We start from the raw sequence: 18215 nt of genomic DNA, 5'->3' as shown, positions 1-18215 counted from the left end.
CGATTAACAACAAAGGGGCTTCGGCCCCTCAGTCATTTTAGCGAGTTAGAAGCGCATGCAAAAATATGATATGAAAACCTTTCAGGGCCTAATTTTGGCCTTGCAGGATTACTGGGCTCGTCAGGGCTGCGTGATAGTGCAGCCACTGGATTTAGAGGTGGGCGCCGGTACTTTCCACCCGATGACTTTTTTGCGCTCGTTAGGGCCTGAGCCAACGAACGTGGCCTATGTGCAGCCTTGCCGCCGGCCAACCGATGGTCGCTACGGTGAAAACCCAAACCGTTTGCAGCACTATTACCAGTTTCAGGTGATTTTAAAGCCATCGCCAGACAATATTCAGGAGTTGTATTTAGGCTCGCTGCGTGAACTGGGTATTGATACCCTGGTACATGATATTCGCTTTGTCGAAGACAACTGGGAATCGCCTACCTTAGGTGCCTGGGGGCTGGGCTGGGAAGTCTGGTTAAATGGGATGGAAGTAACCCAGTTTACCTACTTCCAGCAGGTGGGTGGCTTAGAATGTCGCCCGGTAACTGGTGAAATAACCTACGGTTTAGAGCGTCTCGCCATGTATATCCAGGGCGTCGACTCTATTTATGACCTGGTTTGGGCCGACGGCCCGTTGGGCCGGGTAACCTACGGTGACGTATTTCATCAGAATGAAGTAGAACAAAGCACCTATAACTTTGAACACGCCGACGTAGCCGCATTGTTTAGCTACTTTGATCAGTGTGAAAAAGAAAGCCAGTATTTAATTGAGCAAGGCCTGGCTTTACCGGCTTATGAAAAAGTAATGAAGGCTTCACACGCCTTTAACTTGCTAGATGCGCGTCATGCCATTTCTGTGACTGAGCGTCAGCGCTACATTCTGCGGGTGCGGGCGCTGGCTAAAGCTTGTGCCGAAGCGTACTACGCCACGCGTGAAAAGCTTGGGTTCCCGCTGTGCAATAAAAACAACAACGCGAAGCAGGAGGCATAATGTCGGTGCAAGATTTTTTTGTTGAAATTGGCACAGAAGAGCTGCCACCAAAGGCGTTGAAAACACTGGCTACGGCTTTTGCAGATAACCTGAGTGCTGAATTAGCCAAGCTCGAGCTAAGCCACGCGGATGTACATTGGTACGCAGCGCCACGGCGTTTAGCGGTACGTATTAATGGCCTGGCGGTACAGCAAGCCGATAAAGTAGTGGAAAAACGCGGTCCGGCTATCGCGTCGGCGTATGACGCTGATGGCAAACCAACTAAGGCGGCGCAAGGCTGGGCTGCAGGTTGTGGCATAACGGTAGAGCAGGCAGAGAAACTGGAAACCGACAAAGGTGCCTGGTTGCTACATAAAGCCAAAGTGGTTGGCGCAGCCAGCGTAAGCTTACTGCCGGACGTAGTGCAACAGGCGCTGGCCAAATTACCTATTGCCAAGCCGATGCGCTGGGGTAACTCTACCGCAGAGTTTATCCGCCCGGTGCATACCATTATTATGCTGTACGGCAACGCTGTGGTACCAGCGACTATTTTAGGCCGTAACAGTGGCAACCAAACACACGGCCATCGTTTTCATGCGCCAGAAAAAGTCACTATTAATCATGCCGATGACTATCTGGCTAGCTTGCGTAACGCCTTTGTGGTGGCAGATTTTGCTGAGCGTAAAGCCTTTATAGCGGCTGAAGTAGCTAAAACGGCCACTGCGCTAAATGGTAAAGCGCTGATGGACGATGCCTTACTGGAAGAAGTTACTGCACTGGTAGAGTGGCCGGTAGTGTTAGTGGGCAGCTTCGAGCAAAGCTTCCTGCAGGTACCGGCAGAGCCGTTAATCTCAACCATGAAAGATAACCAAAAGTACTTCCCGTTACTGGATAGCAACGGCTATCTGCAGAACAAGTTTATCTTTGTCGCGAATATCGCCAGTAAAGATCCGCAGCAAATTATTGAGGGTAATGAAAAAGTAGTGCGGCCGCGCTTGTCTGACGCTCAGTTCTTTTTTAATACCGACCGCAAGCAAAAGTTGGAACAGCGTTTAGAGAGCTTAAAAACGGTGTTATTCCAGCAGCAGCTGGGCACGTTGGCAGAAAAGTCTGAGCGCATTAGTAAAGTAGCTGGCTTCGTTGCGGCTAAAATTGGTGCCGAGCAAGTCGCAGCAGAACGCGCCGGTTTACTGTCTAAGACTGATTTAATGACCAACATGGTTGGCGAGTTTCCGGAAGTGCAGGGCATTATGGGTATGCATTATGCCCGCTTAGATGGCGAAGCTGAAGCAGTTGCTCTGGCACTGAACGAGCAGTATATGCCGCGTTTTGCCGGTGATGAATTGCCAAGTCGTCTGGAGGGCGCAGCCGTTGCCATCGCGGATAAACTGGATACCTTAGTCGGTATTTTTGGTATCGGCCAGGCACCAAAGGGTGATAAAGACCCGTTTGCGCTGCGCCGCGCCGCCATTGGTGCACTGCGTATTATGGTAGAAAAGCAGCTGCCGTTGGACCTGGTGGATATTATTACCTTTAGCCAACAAACCTTTGGTAGCAAACTAAGCAATGCTAAAGTGGCCGAAGAAGTGCTCGAATTTATGCTGGGGCGGTTCCGCGCCTGGTATGAAGCCGAAGGCTACAGCGTTGATGTCATTCAGGCGGTACTAGCACGCAGGCCAACTAACCCGGCAGATTTTGACCGTCGCGTTAAAGCGGTAGCTGAGTTTGGTAAGCTGGACGCAGCGGCAGCGTTAGCAGCGGCCAATAAACGCGTGGCGAATATTCTTGCCAAAGTAGAGGGTGATATTGCCACCAAGGTAAATACAGCCTTACTGCAGGAGGAGGCCGAGCAGGCCTTGCATAGCGCTATCGTAGCAGAGCAAGCTTATCAGGCTGGCCAGCTTAGCTATGCCGAGGGTTTGGCTCATTTAGCCTTGATGCGCGATGTGATTGACCAGTTTTTTGACAAGGTAATGGTTAATGCCGATGACACCGCCGTTCGGGCAAACCGCCAAGCATTGTTAAAGCAATTACGCGAGCTGTTCCTGCAAGTTGCCGACATTTCCGTGTTACAGTAATTATTTGAAATAAATAAAGAAAAGCCAGCTTTGTGCTGGCTTTTTTATTATAAAGATAGGCTTAGTGATCTAAAAGCCGGTACAGTAATTGTTTTACTGCTTCCGGTTCAAATGGTTTGTCGCACATGGCATTGACACCACTTTGTGCAATATTGGACAGATGCGCATCATTAGCCTCACTGGTCACCATCAACACAGGTATATGTGACAAAGTACTATGTTCACGGATAAAGGTGGTTAGCTCACGCCCGTTTACCTCAGGCATATTATAATCAGTTACTACCAGATCAAACATTTGCTGCTGCAGTTGGGTTATTGCTTGCTTGCCGTCTTCGGCCTCAATAATATGCTGCATGCCCAAATTGGTTAACACGCGGCGGATATGATTGCGCGCCAGTCGGCTGTCATCCACCACCAGTACACGTACATCGTGCACATCAAACAGAGTGAGTTCAAGCTCGGCCGGGCTAAGTAAATCAACAGCGGCATTCAGCGCCTTACCCAATTGCATAGCGTCAAACGGCTTGGGTAAGATAGCAACGACACCAGATTGCTTAAAGGCTTCGAGCTGAGCTTTACGGGTTTCGCTGGACACCAATAAAAACGGGATCTCAGCCGTGCTGACATCGGACTTCAATTGCTTCAACAACTGTTCAGCAGTGCCGTCGGCCAGATGCAGTGCGCACGCTACAGCATCCGGCTTATGCTCAGCAATTTTAGCGCGCGCACCCGCCAAGCTATCGGCTTCTTCTATCTGAGTGACGTTTTCTTCCGCCAGTTTTTTACGGATAATTTTACGTTGAACCTCGGAAGGCTCAACAAGCAGAATGTGTAGATCGGCAGGAGAAAGTTGCATAGCGGCTCCGTAGCTGGCTAAAGTCGGCATTTTGCCACAGTAGTTACTGTTTGGGCATTAGTAAATTAGGTACACTGTCAGCTTACCTGGTTGCGTCCGTTGCGCTTTGACAAGTAAAGTTGTTCGTCTGCCAGCTTGACCGCCCGATGAAAGTCTTCAGCGCTGTCACACACCGCGACGCCAAAACTGGCGGTAAGACGATAATCTGGTTGGCTGGCCAGCAAAACGTGTTTCCCGAACTGCTCACGAATTTTATTGGCCACCGAAAATGCATCCGCCTGATTGGTGTTAGGCAGGATCAATAAAAACTCTTCACCGCCAACACGACAAGCGATATCCTGTTGTCGCAGGTTTTGCTGAAATAACTGCGCTACCGCTTTTAAAGCGTCATCGCCGGCGTCGTGACCAAACTGATCGTTTAGCTGCTTAAAATGGTCGAGATCAGACATAATAAGCGATAATGGAAAAAATTGTCCGGGTTGCAATGCCAGGCTAGGTAACAGGCTGGCATCTATAAAACGCCGGTTGGCCAGCTCCGTCAGCGCATCGGTATTGGCCTGCAATTCTTTACTTTGCTGTAGCAAATCCATGGCGTGATGGCTACGCTCCCGGTAATGATCGTTAATCCAGCATACTGTAATCACAATTAGTAAGGAGGCAATAAAGCGGCTGGCTTCGGCGTCTTTGTATTGCGCCAAAATAAGCTCAGGAAAAAACAACATCATACTTAACGCTAACACCAACAGGGCGTTGCTTAGCAATGCCATACGCACACCAAGCAAACCAAACAGTATCGCAGGAAACGGAAACACCCAGTACAGAGCTGTATTATTAAAACCACCCTGATAAACCAGGCTAAGCACAAAAGCACTTACTAATACGGCTTCTATTATGCAGGCTCGCTGTAGGTTGTGGTTTATATGAAACCAAAGAATATTTAATAAAAATGCCAACCCAGTGCCAAACAGAATAACGGGCAGCAACACTTGCTCTGACGAGAGATTCTTCAGGCCATAGATAAACATCACCGCGCTGGTGATATAGCTAACAAAAGCCAGTATATATCGCCGCCGGCGCTGATCTATTTTTTCGGCCTGCTTATTGCTGTGGCGCGGTATTGATGCGTGCAAGGCTGCCGTTTCTTGTTATATGCAGATAGAATGATGCTAGCACAAAAAAACAACATCAATACGCCAATTTAGTCCGGGCTCGCCGCAACAGTTGCAGTGCACTAACCAGCAAAACCAGTGTCTATCTCAACGTGTGGTAAATGTTGTTTTAGCCACAGCAAAAAAGGTTGGTATTGCTGTAATGGAAATTTATATCTTACCTGCATCTCGGAGTTTAGCCTAAAGTCGATATACGCCAATTGATCCTTCTGATACAGACTAATCTGCTTAATATTGTTAATGTCAGCACTGTCCATGCCTATCCGTAACTGGCTGCCGTCAGTGAAAAACAGCTGCTGGATATCTTTACTGTACACAAAATCGCCGTTATGTCTGGGTTGAAAACCAAACATGATGGCGATATCTGCAAACAGCAGCAGCAACAAGCCGACTGCGGCATACCAGTTAAACCACCACAGTAACGCAGCTATTGCCAGCAGCAATAACACCTTAGCGACGGTAGAGTCTTTAATCAGCGCCCATAACATCAGTGTTTATATCCTTAATAAAGATTACCTTTTAACTAAGTTATGAGTTCAAAGGGCTATTTTCAAGTAAAGCCATACGCAGAACTGTAACGACCGGTGTCGATCAAATATTCCAGCTAATACATATACATAACCAGTTACATTTAATGGCTTAATTATTATGAGCTTTTCTGCCAGTCTGGTATTTAGCAAAAGCCCCGTAAGGACACCCAAATGCGCAACCACGCCGATTTAAAGCTGCTAAGTATTGGTTTGCTGATAACGACCAGTATTCTGACCACTCCGGCTACAGCTATTGTTATTCGCCATGATAAACCCGCAGAGCTTTATCTGGCCTCTAAAGCCGATTTCCCGCCGTTGGCGACCTTTTACAACATCGGTGTGCACGGTACTTTGATTGCGCCTGACTGGGTGTTGACTGCAGCGCATACCGTGTTCTGCCTGAATCCGGGTCAGACAATTGCCGTGGGCGATGAATTGGTTGATGTTAAAGCACGTTATAGTTATCCGTCTTATCAATTAGGTGAGCAGAACGATTTAGCGCTTATTCAGCTGGCAAAACCAGTGCTGAGCGTAGCGCCTGCCAAATTGTACCGCCAGCAGGATGAGCGCGACCAGGTGCTGTGGTTTATCGGCAGTGGTGGCACCGGCACAGGTTTAACCGGCGAAACGGTCAGCTATAAAGAAAACAACGGCGTGCTGCGTAAAGCGCAAAACAAAGTAACTGCTGTGACAAAATCCGATTTGAGATTTGTGTTTGAATCAGGTCAACACGGGCTTGAACTGGAAGGCGTTTCGGGTAATGGCGACAGTGGTGGCCCTGCTTATCTGAAAAAAGACGATGGTTATTACCTGCTTGGCGTAAGCTCCAGAGTGGACTCATGGTTTAAGGATGTTGGCGAGTACGGTGTTAAAGAGCTGTACACCCGGGTATCCAGCCACACTAATTGGATAGATCAGGTAATGGCTGCAGATGACGCTGAAAGAGCCAAACTCGGCTCATCCGACGGTTTCCTGCAAGATGGTATGACAGCAGAAAATCTGCCGGGCATTTGTGCATCAATAAGTTTGAAACAGCTGTAAAGTAACTAAGTAAATAGCTGCCGGCGTTAGCCGGTCAGCAATTGCTTTATTGCTAATAACTCTGCGGTAGCCTTACGCTCAAGCAAGTGATCTACCAGTTGAGAGCTAGTCATTTTCTGAGTATTGTCAGAAATACTTTTGTCAGCACCTTGCTCTAACAGATACTGAACCAGCTTTGGCTCTTTTAGCAATATAGCTGCATGTAATGGTGGTAGACCATCAATTGCCGATGGTTTGTTGATATCAACATCGAGTGCTAGTAATCGAGTTATAACTATATATTTAAGTTGCTCAGGCTTAATTTCAAATGCATAGGCCAGGCCTGCATGCTGATCCAGCTCTTTGGCATGCTGCTCATTAGTCATACTATTAAAGTAAGTAAAACAAAGTGGCGCAGGCAGCACATAAGAGTTGTTGTCAGTAGAACAGATAATTAGCTCTTGCACCGACATACGTGATAAAGAGAATGCAGTGATACTAAGCAGAACTGTAAGCAATATGACGACTATAAGCAGAAACTTCTTCATCGTTTAACCCCAGACAGTTTTACTTTGCCCCGGTGCAGCAAGGGCGATAGCTGTATGTGAACCATTATTATGCTTCGCTAATCCATTGACATATAAAAGCAGAACTCTGCCAAAGCTCCATTCGATATTTTTCCGGACAGTTTCATAAATTTTGATATTACTTAAATCTTCAGCTTTAGCATGCTTAAACCAATGTTTCGCTGCCTTTCTACCAAATTTAAGCAGCACCTTTTTAGCTCCATCTCCTGGATGCATTAGCGAGCCAAATATCGATTGGACAAAACCCAATGCGTAGGAGCCATCAACAGCTTCGAGCAATAAGCCTTGGGCAAATGACCTTATTTTGTCGTCAATAGTAAGCTTATCTACCTGCGCTAGCTTTGATTTAAAGATAAACCGCAGAATGATTTTAGTTTCTGCTGCATCGAAGATTAGTTCGGTTGCAGTGAAGTTACGTAATGTGGTGTTTCCAGACATGGTTCTCATCCTGAGTCAAAAATTAACTGCATGATGATTAATTGTTTAATTTATGTCAACCTCCAGCCGGCGTTTACTGCCTATAGAAAAATATTGCCGTTCCCTCTTTTATCCACTAAGTTAGAATCTGATAGCCGCCATAGAGTGGTAAAGGATTACATAACAGGGAAGAGTGCATTGAAAAAGCTGTTACTTATCGCGCTGATTGCCTTCGGTGCGTGGAATTACTATCAAAAACAAAACACTGCGCCAGGAGTAGAACCTGCTGCTGTGCGCAAAGTGTTGCCTGACTACACCGTGCCAATTAACAAAGCCCGCGCCGTGGCCAATGCATCACAGTTTCGCTGCGATGGCCGGCAACACTGCAGCCAGATGACATCTTATGAAGAAGCGGTCTTCTTTCTAAGAAACTGCCCGGATACCAAGATGGATGGCGATGGTGACGGTGTACCTTGTGAAAGGCAGTTTAATCGCTTATAAGATGCCGAGTTAACCACTAACCTTTTTTACCACATACCGATAAGGTAATTCCGTCGTATCACAGCCCATTAACTCGTGATCCATAAAGCGGCAGAATGCCGGGATATCGCGGGTGGTGGCAGGGTCGTCGGCGATAATCAGTAAAGTTTCACCTACCTGCATTTTGCGCAATTGCAGCCGTACCATCATTACCGGCTCTGGGCAGCGCAGGCCTAAGGCATCGAGGGTTTGATCTGCGTTGCTGAAAATATCTTCCATTTTAACTCCGGTAAAATATAAAGCGGTTTGTGGCTGCGCCAGCGGGACTTCCGCCTAACCTAATATATTCGCCAATAAATAAGGGCCGTAAAAACGGCCCTTATTCTATGCGATTGTGCTTATTGCTGCCAGCTTATGGCCGTTCAAACACCGTCGCAATACCCTGACCTAAACCGATACACATGGTTGCCAGGCCAAACTTGCCACCTTTATCTTCCATCACATTAATCAGCGTGGTGCTGATACGTGAGCCAGAGCAACCCAGTGGGTGACCCAGCGCGATAGCGCCGCCGTTCAGGTTTACTTTCTGATCGGCAACTTCCAGTAAGCCTAAGTCTTTCATTACCGGCAGCGCCTGGGCGGCGAACGCTTCGTTCAGCTCGGCGTAGTCGATATCGTTGATGCTGATACCGGCCATTTTTAACGCCTTTTTCGACGCCGGTACCGGGCCGTAACCCATAATAGACGGGTCGCAACCGGCTACACCCATACCGCGCACGTAAGCACGAATTGGAAAGCCCAGCGCCTTGGCTTTGTCTTCGCTCATGACCAGCATGCCAGAGGCACCGTCGGATAATGCTGAAGAGGTACCTGCGGTTACCGTACCGTTGGCCGGGTCGAATACCGGGCGCAGTTGGCCCAGCGCTTCTACTGTGGTTTCCGGCCGGATCACTTCATCGTAATCCATCAGCTTTAACACGCCGTCGGCGTCGTGGCCTTCGGTGGGGATAATTTCGTTTTTAAACCGGCCCTGCAGGCTGGCCTCCTGGGCTAACCGGTGCGAGCGCGCGCCGAATTCATCCTGCTGCTGGCGGCTGATGCCGTGCATTTTACCCAGCAATTCTGCCGTTAAGCCCATCATACCGGCGGCTTTGGCTACCGAGGTGGATAAACCCGGGTGAAAATCGACACCGTGGTTCATTGGCACATGCCCCATGTGTTCAACACCACCGATTAAATACACTTCACCCATACCGGTTTGAATGGCGCGCACCGCATCATGCAAGGCTTGCATCGACGAGCCGCATAAACGGTTAACCGTAACGGCCGGTACTGAGTGCGGAATTCCGGCTAATAGCGCGGCGTTACGGGCTACGTTAAAGCCTTGCTCTAAGGTTTGCTGTACACAGCCCCAGATAATGTCGTCGATGTCGCTTGGGTCTAATGCCGGGTTGCGCGCAACCAACGAGGCCATGACATGGGCAGACAGTTGCTCGGCACGCACGTTGCGGTACATACCGGCTTTGCTGCGGCCCATCGGGGTGCGAATGCAATCTACAATAACTGCGTTTTTCATTATTTTGCTCCTGCGCTTAAACCGGGAAGAAACGCTGGCCGGCTTCGGCCATAGCGCGGGTTTTGTCTGTTACCTGATAAATCTCGCCTAAATGGGCGTATTTATCGGCCAGGGCGACGAAGTTGCTTAAACCTATGGTATCGGCATAACGCAACGGGCCACCGCGGAACGGCGGGAAGCCTAAACCGTAGATCAGGCCCATGTCGGCTTCAGCGGCGCTGGCGACAATGCCCTCTTCCAGACAGCGGATAGTCTCGTTAATCATTGGCACCATCACGCGGGCAATAATGTCTTCGCTGCTGAATTCCTGCTTATCAGCGGCAATAGCGGTCAGTAAGCTCAGCGCGGCAGGGTCGATATCCTTTTTCGGCTTACCTTTGGCATCTTTGCTGTAAGCATAAAAACCAACGCCGTTTTTCTGGCCATAGCGATCAGCTTTATACATCGCCGCTACCGGGTCGTTATCCAGCTTGGCCATCCGTGTAGGGAAGCCCGCTGCCATAACGTCGGTACAGTGGTAAGCGGTGTCTAAACCGACGACATCCAGCAGGTACGCCGGGCCCATTGGCCAGCCGAACTGCTTTTCCATTACCTTATCTACCTGGGCAAAGTCGGCGCCGTCTAACACCAGTTTACTGAAGCCAGCAAAGTAGGGGAACAGTACGCGGTTAACAAAGAAGCCCGGGCAGTCATTCACCACGATAGGTGACTTGCCCATTTTGGCGGCGTAAGCCACTACTGCGGCTACGGTTTCTTCGCTGGTATCTTTACCGCGGATAACCTCTACCAAGGGCATACGGTGTACCGGGTTAAAGAAGTGCATACCGCAGAAGTTTTGTGGCCGGCTTAAGTTGGCCGCCAGTGAATCAATAGAAATGGTGGAGGTGTTCGAAGTTAAAATGGCGTCATCGCTTAGCAGTGCCTCTACTTCTTTTAACACCGCGCCTTTAATTTTCGGGTTCTCTACTACGGCTTCTACCACGATATCAACGCCTTTGACGTTCTCGTTGCTCAGCGTAGGGGTAATAGATGCTATTACTTTAGCCATGCCAATGGCATCGAGCTTTTTACGTTCTACCTGTTTACCCAGCAACTTGGTCGCTTCGCCCATACCCAGTTCAAGGGCTTTATCGGCGATGTCTTTCATCACTACCGGCACGCCTTTTAACGCCGACTGATAGGCAATACCGCCGCCCATAATACCGGCGCCCAGCACCGCAGCTTTATTTATTGCTTTAGTGGCGGTTTTGGCGGCTTTTTTCGCTTTGCCTTTAATCAGCTGGTCATTTAAGAACAGGCCGATTTGCGCCGTAGCGGCATCGGTTTTCGCCAGTTTGGCAAAGCCGGCATTTTCCAGCGCCATAGCGCCGGCGCGATCCAGTGTGGCGGCCGCTTCAATGGTGCTTACTGCCAACATCGGTGCCGGGTAGTGTTTACCTGCAGTGGCAAACACCATACCTTTGGCTGTACTGAAGCTCATGGTGGCTTCGGTTTTATTCAGCTTGAGTGGTTGCAGTTTAACTGCGCGCTTTTTGCGCCAGTCCAATTTGCCGGCAATGGCATCTTCCAGCATGCTCAGCGCGGCCGCTTCCAGTTTTTCTGGTGCTACTACCGCATCAATTAAACCAAACTTTTGTGCCTGGTCGGCACTGTGGTCTTTGCCGGTAGTGATCCATTCCATAGCATTGTCGGCACCAATGATACGCGGCAGGCGCACAGTACCACCAAAGCCGGGCATTAAGCCAAGTTTTACTTCAGGTAAACCGATGCGGGTAGTTGTGTCAGCAACGCGGTAATCGCTTGTAAGTGACCACTCACATCCGCCACCTAGCGCAAAGCCCTTAATGGCAACCACAGTGGGTACTGGTAAGTCTTCGGCCAGATCAAAGATATCAGAGGCTTGTTTGATCCATGGAATTAGCTCACTTTCCGGGCGCAAAAAGGTAGTTAAAAATTCGGTAATGTCGGCACCAACGATAAAGGCATCTTTTTCGCTGCAAAATATAACGCCCTGCAATGACTTATCGGCGTGCAGTAGGTCTAAAGCTGTCTTACAATCAGTTAGCGTCTGCTGGTCAAATTTGTTAACAGAGCCCTTGGCATTAAAAGCAAAACGGGCGATACCAGGCTTGAGGTAGGCAACACTGATGTTGTCACTCTGGTAAATCATAACGGTGCTCCTTGGTCGCGTATGTTAAGGTTGTTCGCAACTGGTACGATGAGGTTGTCTGGCTCAGTGTGTCGTGGTTTGGTAAAAAATTCAACCGTTATTTAAACACGTGTTTGAATCTTCCCCGACAGATCAGCAGTAACTATAGGTGTTATTTCTTTCAGTTTAGAATTTTTGTTGGGGTTATCGTCGTGAAACGTATTGTTTTTATGCTGACTAACCTGCTACTGGCGCCTTTATCGGCGGCGTCGGTGTCTTCAGATGCAGGTCTTCGTAACGAGTTTTTGCAGGCCGAGCGCCAGATTGGCAGTGTAAAATATGAGCAGGCGCAAAAGCTGCTGCAAAAGTTTGCCGACTATCCTTTACAACCTTATTTGGAGCAGCGTCGTTTACAGCAGTTTTTGACCGCTGATGAGCGCATTTCAACCTTCTTACAGCGGCATCAGGGGTCACCGTTAGATTGGCCGCTACGAAAACCCTGGTTGCTAGATTTAGCGCGGCGGCAAAAAGCCGGGCTTTATCTGGCAAACTACCAGGGATCGTCCGACGCCGAGCTGGAATGTTATGCTTTACGATTTAAATTATCAGCTAAAGATGCCGACAGCGATGAGTTGTGGCCAGAAGTGAGTCGGTTGTGGCTGGTGGGTAAATCTCAGCCAAAAGCGTGCGACCCGCTGTTTTCAGCCTGGCGCAAAGCAGGTATGCAAACACCTGAGCGGGTATGGCAGCGCCTGACGCTGGCGGCAGAAGGCGGCGATGCCGGCTTAATTCCTTATTTAAAAACCCAGTTACCTGCCGATATGCACTATTTGGCTGATATGTACCAACAAGCCCGGCGTAACCCGGCGGTGATTGCCAATGCGCGTTTTTTTGCACTGAAGAAAGTGCAGGAGCGTGATATTGCCGCTTATGGCATGAAGCGGCTAATTTGGCGCCATCCTGATCAGGCACTGCGGGTGTGGCAGAAGTTTGTTAACGATCCATTCTTTACTGCAGCACAGCGCTTAGATGTGCAGCGTCAGTTTGCCATTGCACTGGCCAGTAAAGGTGACGATCGGGCTGCACACTGGTTTGCTGATCTGCCGGCAGAGTTTATCGATAGTACCCTGGCACATTGGCATGTAAGTCATGCCCTGGCACAGTTAGACTGGCCGAAAGTGCAAAACATTATAGAAGCGTTACCTGCAGAGGTAAGTGGGGACAATGCCTGGCGCTATTGGTTAGCACGCGCTTATGAACAACAAGGTCAGGCAGATAAAGCCTTACCGTTAATGCAGCAGCTGGCGCTGCAACGTCACTTTTATGGTTTTATGGCGGCCGCCAAACTGGGCTTGCCGCCCAGCCTGGCACACGCACCGGTGAGCGTAACCGAGGCTGAGCTGGTTACACTAAAAGTGCACCCAACGGTGTTGCGGGCGCAGGAGTGGTTAGCATTAGGGCGGTTGACGGAAGCGCGCAGAGAATGGAACCATCTGCAGGATATTTCGACAGAGCAACAAAAGCTGGTGTCTGCTAAGCTGGCGTATCAATTGCAGTGGTATGAGCGGGCTATTTTTTCGCTGGCTGATGTTGGCTATTGGGATGATATTGAGCTGCGATTCCCGCTGGCTTATAAAGAAGAGATTAGCCAAAGGGCAGCCAAAGCTGAAATTGAATCTGGCTGGGCTATGGCGATTGCGCGGCGCGAAAGTTCTTTTATGGCTGATGCAGCATCACCGGTTGGCGCCCGCGGCTTAATGCAATTGATGCCAGCTACAGCAAAGCAGATAGCAAAAAAGCCGGTGCAGTTGGCACAGCTTAATAACCCATTACTGAATATAGACTACGGTGTGGATTATCTGAATTATCTGATGCGGCGTAATGACGGCAATTTACTGATGGCAACTGCTGCTTATAACGCCGGATACAGCAGGGTAAAACAGTGGATCCCGAAAAACTATGCATTGCCGGCCGATGTTTGGGTTGAGACCATTCCTTACCGTGAGACCCGTGATTATGTCAAAGCCGTGATGGCGTATTACCAGATTTACAATATCAGGCTTAACTCAAGCACAGATGTATTCAAGCCGCTGACCACAATGCAGATTGGGGTCATTGTGGAATGATGATATGATTGCCGACATATTTTTCAGCCAACAGGTCAGAGACTTATGACAATGACTTATCAGAGTTTGTACCCGGCACACATTGCCGAACTACAGCAACGTACCCGTCGTTTACTGGAGCGGGAAAATCTGGATGCGCTTGTTGTGCATTCGGGCCAGACGCAACGCAAATTCCTTGATGATATGGATTACCCGTTTAAGGCAAATCCCTTGTTCAAAGCCTGGCTACCAGTGGTAGATAACCCGCATTGCTGGTTGTTGCTTGATGGAGTAAATAAGCCAAAACTGATTTTCTACCGGCCGAAAGATTTTTGGCATAAGGTGCCCGACGAGCCGCATGACTTTTGGGCTGAGCATTTTGATATTCAACTACTGGATAAAGCTAACAAAGTTGAGACATTGTTGCCTTACGACAAAGCCCGGCTGGCTTATTTAGGAGAGCATATTGAGGTGGCAAAGGCGCTCGGCTTTACAGAGATTAACCCCGAACCGGTGTTAAACTTTATTCATTTTTATCGTGCCTACAAGACGCCCTATGAGCAAGCTTGTTTGCGCATAGCAAACCAGATGGCGGTGGCTGGCCATAATGCTGCAAAAGCGTCATTTTACGCCGGTGGCAGCGAGTTTGATGTTCAGCTGGCTTACTTGGCGGCGGTGCGGCAAACTGAGAACGAAGTGCCATATGGCAACATTATTGCTCTGAATCAAAACTGCGCTATTTTACATTACACGGCACTGGAGCGTCGGGCGCCACAACAGTCTCATTCCTTTTTGATAGATGCCGGTGCTGAGTTCAATGGTTATGCGGCTGATATAACCCGAACATACAGTTTTAAACCACAGGAAGAGTTTGCCGAGTTAATCAGTGCGGTAAATACGGTAGAGTTGGAGCTGGCTGGCGCGTTGAAACCTGGTTTGAAATATGGCGACCTGCATGTGAAGTGCCATCAGCGCATCGCTGAAATACTACAACGTTTTGATTTTGTTCGCATGTCAGCCGATGCAATTGTCGAAACCCAAATTAGCCGGACTTTCTTTCCGCATGGCCTTGGTCATCATCTGGGGCTACAGGTTCATGATGTTGGTGGTTTTATGGCTGATGAACGTGGTACCCATGTTGCCGCGCCAGAAAATCACCCGTATTTGCGTTGCACCCGCACTATTGAAGCCAATATGGTGTTTACCATTGAGCCAGGTTTGTATTTTATTGACAGCTTGCTGGCAGATCTGGCAGCAACTGAGCATGACAAAGCTATCAACTGGCAAAAAGTTGATGCATTCCGCCAGTTTGGCGGAATTCGTATTGAGGACAATATTATTGTGCACCAGGATCGCAACGAAAATATGACCCGAGATTTGAAACTGGCATAAGCGAACTACGCAGGGATAACACGGCAGGCACTATGCAATACCGCTCGATAATTCGGATCCTGGGCTTGCTGATTGCTATTTTTAGCATCAGCATGGTGCCACCGGCTTTTGTTGCATACTGGTATCAGGATGGCGCCGGTGTGCCGTTTTTATTGTCTTTTGTATTGTGCTTGTTTATTGGTTTTGTGATCTGGTACCCCAACCGCGCTTATCGGCGGGAACTTAAAGTACGTGATGGTTTTTTAATTGTTGTATTGTTCTGGACCGTGCTGGGTGCGGTTGGCGCTATTCCATTTATGTTGGCGGACAACCCAGAGCTGAATCTGGCCGGTGCAATGTTTGAAGCCTTCTCTGGCCTTACTACCACCGGCGCCACAGTGCTTACCGGTATTGAGTATCTACCCAAAGCGATACTGTATTACCGCCAGCAGTTGCAATGGTTGGGGGGCATGGGGATTATCGTTCTGGCCGTGGCCATACTGCCAATGTTAGGTGTTGGGGGGATGCAGCTATACCGTGCTGAAACACCAGGGCCGGTAAAAGATAATAAAATGACGCCACGTATTGCGGATACTGCCAAGCACCTTTGGTATATTTATCTGGCGCTGACATTAGCTTGTGCACTGGCTTTTTTTCTTGCCGGCATGAGCTGGTTTGATGCAATTTGTCATGCGTTTTCTACCGTCGCTATTGGCGGCTTTTCGACTTATGATGCCAGTATTGGCCATTTTAACAGCCCAATGATCAATGCAATTTGTGTGATTTTTTTGCTACTTAGTGCCATTAACTTCCCGTTACATTTCGCTGCGGTGCGCGGTAAAAGTGTCAGCACCTATTTTCGTGATCCGGAGTTTAAAGCCTTTTTGGCTATTCAGGCTGCGCTTGTTTTTATCTGTTTTGCCGTGCTGCTTTACACCAACGTATATAGTAATACCAGTGATGCATTAAATCATGCCGCATTTCAGGCTGTGTCTATTTCTACCACGGCTGGTTTCGCGACGGATGGCTTTGCCGCCTGGCCTTTGTTTCTACCTATTTTGCTTATTTTTTCCAGCTTTATCGGCGGCTGTGCCGGTTCAACCGGCGGTGGCATGAAGGTAGTGCGGGTATTATTGTTATTTTTGCAAGGCAAGCGCGAGCTTAACCGCTTAATTCACCCTCGGGCAGTTTATGCCATTAAGCTGGGCCGGCGCGCGGTGGATGATCGTATTGTCGAAGCTGTTTGGGGGTTTTTTGCCGCATATGCATTGGTATTTGTAGTGATAATGCTGCTGCTAATTCTTACCGGACTAGATAATATTACTGCCTTTACTGCTACGGCTGCGTGTTTAAATAACCTTGGCCCGGGCTTGGGGGAAGTAGCTGCTCATTATGGCAATATACCGGACATCAGCAAATGGCTGCTGGTGGTCGCTATGGTGTTTGGCCGTTTAGAAGTGTTTACGCTGTTGGTGCTGTTTACACCTGCGTTCTGGAAAGATTAAGCCGCAACAGCTGAGCGGCTTTGGCGTTAAAGGCCTGTCAGATAAAAATGGCGCTTACCTGAAACAGTTTCTCAACTTCGACGATATGTTTTTTATCAACCATAAATAAGATAATGTGGTCGTCGGTTTCTATTTTTGTATTGTCATGCGCAATAAGCACTTCGTCACCACGAACGATGGCGCCGATGGTTGTACCCGGCGGCAATTTCAACTCGCCAATAGTTTTCCCCACTACTTTGCTGGTGCTGGCATCGCCACGTGATATGGCCTCTATCGCTTCAGCAGCACCGCGGCGCAGCGAATACACATTAACGATATCACCGCGGCGAATATGGGTTAACAGTGCTGAAATAGTGGCTTGCTGTGGCGACACGGCGATATCAATTTCTCCACCTTGCAGCAGATCAACATAAGCACCGCGTTTAATCAGTACCATGGTTTTTTGGGCACCCATACGTTTGGCAAGCATGGCAGACATAATATTGGCTTCATCATCGTTGGTAACAGCGATAAAAACATCTACCTGCTCAATGTTTTCTTCTTCCAGCAATTCCGGGTCTGACGCATCGCCAACATAGACAACAGTGTTGTCCAGTGCACTGGATAAAAACTCTGCACGCTCTTTGCCGCGCTCTATCAGTTTAACGCTGTGGGTTTTTTCCAGTGCCCGTGCTAAGCCAAAACCCACATTACCGCCACCGGCAATCATAATGCGCCGGTAACTGCGCTCCAGCTTTTGCAACTCGCTCATCACGGCACGAATGTGCTTAGTGGCAGCGACAAAGAACACCTCATCGTCTGCTTCGATAATAGTCGTGCCCAGAGGTTTAATCGCGGTGCCACGGCGGTATATTGCGGCTACCCGGGCTTCAATGTTTGGCATATGCTCTTTTAGCGCCGATAGTGCATGGCCAACCAGCAAACCACCGTAATAAGCTTTTACCGCCACCAGACTAACTTTACCTCCGGCAAACTCCACTACCTGCAGAGCGCCGGGGTAGTCTATTAAGCGGCGGATATAGTTTGTTACCAGGGCTTCCGGCGCAATAAAGTGGTCTACCGGCATATCGTCTTTATGGAATAACTCGTCGCGATATTTCAGGTATTGGTTGGTACGAATACGGGCAATTTTTACCGGGGTACTGAAAATACTGTAGGCAACCTGGCAGGCAACTATATTAACTTCGTCACTGTTGGTTACGGCAACTACCATATCAGCGTCTTCCGCACCGGCTTTTTTCAATATATCCGGGTGTGAGCCATGGCCAAACACCACTTGTAGGTCAAAACGATCTTGCAGCGCCCGCAGTTTGTCAATATTGGTGTCGACAATAGTAATGTCGTTTTGCTCACCGACCAGATTCTCTGCCAAAGTAGCGCCGACCTGGCCGGCTCCCAGAATGATTATTTTCAT

The 18215-nt window shown here is 48.8% G+C and carries 16 protein-coding genes; 7 read left to right on the top strand and 9 right to left on the bottom strand.

The annotated features are described in order from the left end of the window. Positions 1–55: 55 nt before the first annotated feature. Both glyQ and glyS read left to right on the top strand, forming a co-directional pair. On the top strand, positions 56–979 hold the full coding sequence (gene glyQ, locus ACYVIC_RS13510) for a glycine--tRNA ligase subunit alpha (RefSeq protein WP_460860746.1): 924 nt from the start codon (positions 56–58) through the stop codon (positions 977–979). After that, a complete protein-coding gene (glyS, locus tag ACYVIC_RS13505; protein WP_460860744.1) occupies positions 979–3036 on the top strand; it encodes a glycine--tRNA ligase subunit beta in 2058 nt (685 codons plus the stop codon). Before glyQ ends, glyS begins: the two co-directional genes overlap by 1 nt. Positions 3037–3097: 61 nt before the next feature. Here the strand turns inward: glyS and ACYVIC_RS13500 are convergent, their stop codons facing one another. From ACYVIC_RS13500 to ACYVIC_RS13490, 3 genes are all read right to left on the bottom strand, one after another. Then, positions 3098–3892, bottom strand: coding sequence for a response regulator (locus ACYVIC_RS13500; RefSeq protein ID WP_460860742.1), 795 nt, complete (start codon positions 3890–3892; stop codon positions 3098–3100). A 77-nt stretch (positions 3893–3969) separates the two neighbouring features. Further along, positions 3970–5022 carry a GGDEF domain-containing protein gene (locus ACYVIC_RS13495; protein WP_460860740.1) on the bottom strand — a complete coding sequence of 351 codons (1053 nt, stop codon included), beginning with the start codon at positions 5020–5022 and terminating at the stop codon, positions 3970–3972. A gap of 101 nt (positions 5023–5123) precedes the next feature. After that, entirely contained in the window at positions 5124–5549 is a 426-nt protein-coding gene (locus tag ACYVIC_RS13490; protein WP_460860738.1) for a hypothetical protein, read from the bottom strand. Between the two features lie 213 nt (positions 5550–5762). Here ACYVIC_RS13490 and ACYVIC_RS13485 point away from each other — a divergent pair, with 213 nt between their 5' ends. Then, a complete protein-coding gene (locus ACYVIC_RS13485) occupies positions 5763–6632 on the top strand; it encodes a S1 family peptidase (protein ID WP_460860736.1) in 870 nt (289 codons plus the stop codon). 26 nt (positions 6633–6658) lie between these two features. On the opposite strand, the gene ACYVIC_RS13480 is transcribed toward ACYVIC_RS13485, so the two are convergent. After that, entirely contained in the window at positions 6659–7159 is a 501-nt protein-coding gene (locus tag ACYVIC_RS13480) for a hypothetical protein (protein WP_460860734.1), read from the bottom strand. A 3-nt stretch (positions 7160–7162) separates the two neighbouring features. Next, on the bottom strand, positions 7163–7636 hold the full coding sequence (locus ACYVIC_RS13475) for a hypothetical protein (RefSeq protein ID WP_460860732.1): 474 nt from the start codon (positions 7634–7636) through the stop codon (positions 7163–7165). A gap of 177 nt (positions 7637–7813) precedes the next feature. On the opposite strand from ACYVIC_RS13475, the gene ACYVIC_RS13470 reads away from it, so the two are divergent. Next, positions 7814–8116, top strand: a complete 303-nt coding sequence (locus tag ACYVIC_RS13470; RefSeq protein WP_460860731.1) for an excalibur calcium-binding domain-containing protein — start codon at positions 7814–7816, stop codon at positions 8114–8116. Positions 8117–8125: 9 nt separating this feature from the next. On the opposite strand, the gene tusA is transcribed toward ACYVIC_RS13470, so the two are convergent. The 3 genes from tusA to fadB all read right to left on the bottom strand — a co-directional run bounded on the left by tusA (position 8126) and on the right by fadB (position 11841). Then, positions 8126–8374 (bottom strand): sulfurtransferase TusA, encoded by a 249-nt coding sequence (tusA, locus tag ACYVIC_RS13465; protein ID WP_460860730.1) that lies wholly within the window; start codon positions 8372–8374, stop codon positions 8126–8128. 133 nt (positions 8375–8507) lie between these two features. Continuing rightward, positions 8508–9671 (bottom strand): acetyl-CoA C-acyltransferase FadA, encoded by a 1164-nt coding sequence (gene fadA / locus ACYVIC_RS13460; RefSeq protein WP_460860728.1) that lies wholly within the window; start codon positions 9669–9671, stop codon positions 8508–8510. A 16-nt stretch (positions 9672–9687) separates the two neighbouring features. Further along, positions 9688–11841: a fatty acid oxidation complex subunit alpha FadB gene (fadB, locus tag ACYVIC_RS13455; RefSeq protein WP_460860727.1), complete on the bottom strand. Its 2154-nt coding sequence runs from the start codon at positions 11839–11841 to the stop codon at positions 9688–9690. A 191-nt stretch (positions 11842–12032) separates the two neighbouring features. On the opposite strand from fadB, the gene ACYVIC_RS13450 reads away from it, so the two are divergent. The 3 genes from ACYVIC_RS13450 to ACYVIC_RS13440 are packed head-to-tail and all read left to right on the top strand — an operon-like array spanning position 12033 to position 16801. Then, positions 12033–13946, top strand: a complete 1914-nt coding sequence (locus ACYVIC_RS13450) for a transglycosylase SLT domain-containing protein (protein WP_460860725.1) — start codon at positions 12033–12035, stop codon at positions 13944–13946. 45 nt (positions 13947–13991) lie between these two features. Then, positions 13992–15317 (top strand): Xaa-Pro dipeptidase, encoded by a 1326-nt coding sequence (gene pepQ / locus ACYVIC_RS13445; RefSeq protein ID WP_460860723.1) that lies wholly within the window; start codon positions 13992–13994, stop codon positions 15315–15317. Positions 15318–15349: 32 nt separating this feature from the next. Beyond that, positions 15350–16801 carry a TrkH family potassium uptake protein gene (locus tag ACYVIC_RS13440; RefSeq protein WP_460860722.1) on the top strand — a complete coding sequence of 484 codons (1452 nt, stop codon included), beginning with the start codon at positions 15350–15352 and terminating at the stop codon, positions 16799–16801. 37 nt (positions 16802–16838) lie between these two features. On the opposite strand, the gene trkA is transcribed toward ACYVIC_RS13440, so the two are convergent. Further along, complete coding sequence (gene trkA / locus ACYVIC_RS13435; RefSeq protein ID WP_460860720.1) at positions 16839–18215, bottom strand: Trk system potassium transporter TrkA; 1377 nt, start codon at positions 18213–18215, stop codon at positions 16839–16841.

The organism is Rheinheimera gaetbuli (genome assembly GCF_054781935.1).
Note: the sequence above shows the minus strand (reverse complement) of the source record. Positions and strands in the feature narration are given on the sequence as shown.

Bases quoted from the DNA above. Each gene is read 5' to 3' on its own strand.
- ACYVIC_RS13490 (WP_460860738.1), bottom strand. From the start codon at position 5,549: ATGTTATGGGCGCTGATTAAAGACTCTACCGTCGCTAAGGTGTTATTG.
- ACYVIC_RS13485 (WP_460860736.1), top strand. From the start codon at position 5,763: ATGCGCAACCACGCCGATTTAAAGCTGCTAAGTATTGGTTTGCTGATA.
- tusA (WP_460860730.1), bottom strand. From the start codon at position 8,374: ATGGAAGATATTTTCAGCAACGCAGATCAAACCCTCGATGCCTTAGGC.
- fadB (WP_460860727.1), bottom strand. From the start codon at position 11,841: ATGATTTACCAGAGTGACAACATCAGTGTTGCCTACCTCAAGCCTGGT.
- trkA (WP_460860720.1), bottom strand. From the start codon at position 18,215: ATGAAAATAATCATTCTGGGAGCCGGCCAGGTCGGCGCTACTTTGGCA.
- ACYVIC_RS13440 (WP_460860722.1), top strand. From the start codon at position 15,350: ATGCAATACCGCTCGATAATTCGGATCCTGGGCTTGCTGATTGCTATT.
- fadA (WP_460860728.1), bottom strand. From the start codon at position 9,671: ATGAAAAACGCAGTTATTGTAGATTGCATTCGCACCCCGATGGGCCGC.
- ACYVIC_RS13480 (WP_460860734.1), bottom strand. From the start codon at position 7,159: ATGAAGAAGTTTCTGCTTATAGTCGTCATATTGCTTACAGTTCTGCTT.
- ACYVIC_RS13500 (WP_460860742.1), bottom strand. From the start codon at position 3,892: ATGCAACTTTCTCCTGCCGATCTACACATTCTGCTTGTTGAGCCTTCC.
- glyQ (WP_460860746.1), top strand. From the start codon at position 56: ATGCAAAAATATGATATGAAAACCTTTCAGGGCCTAATTTTGGCCTTG.
- glyS (WP_460860744.1), top strand. From the start codon at position 979: ATGTCGGTGCAAGATTTTTTTGTTGAAATTGGCACAGAAGAGCTGCCA.
- pepQ (WP_460860723.1), top strand. From the start codon at position 13,992: ATGACAATGACTTATCAGAGTTTGTACCCGGCACACATTGCCGAACTA.
- ACYVIC_RS13475 (WP_460860732.1), bottom strand. From the start codon at position 7,636: ATGTCTGGAAACACCACATTACGTAACTTCACTGCAACCGAACTAATC.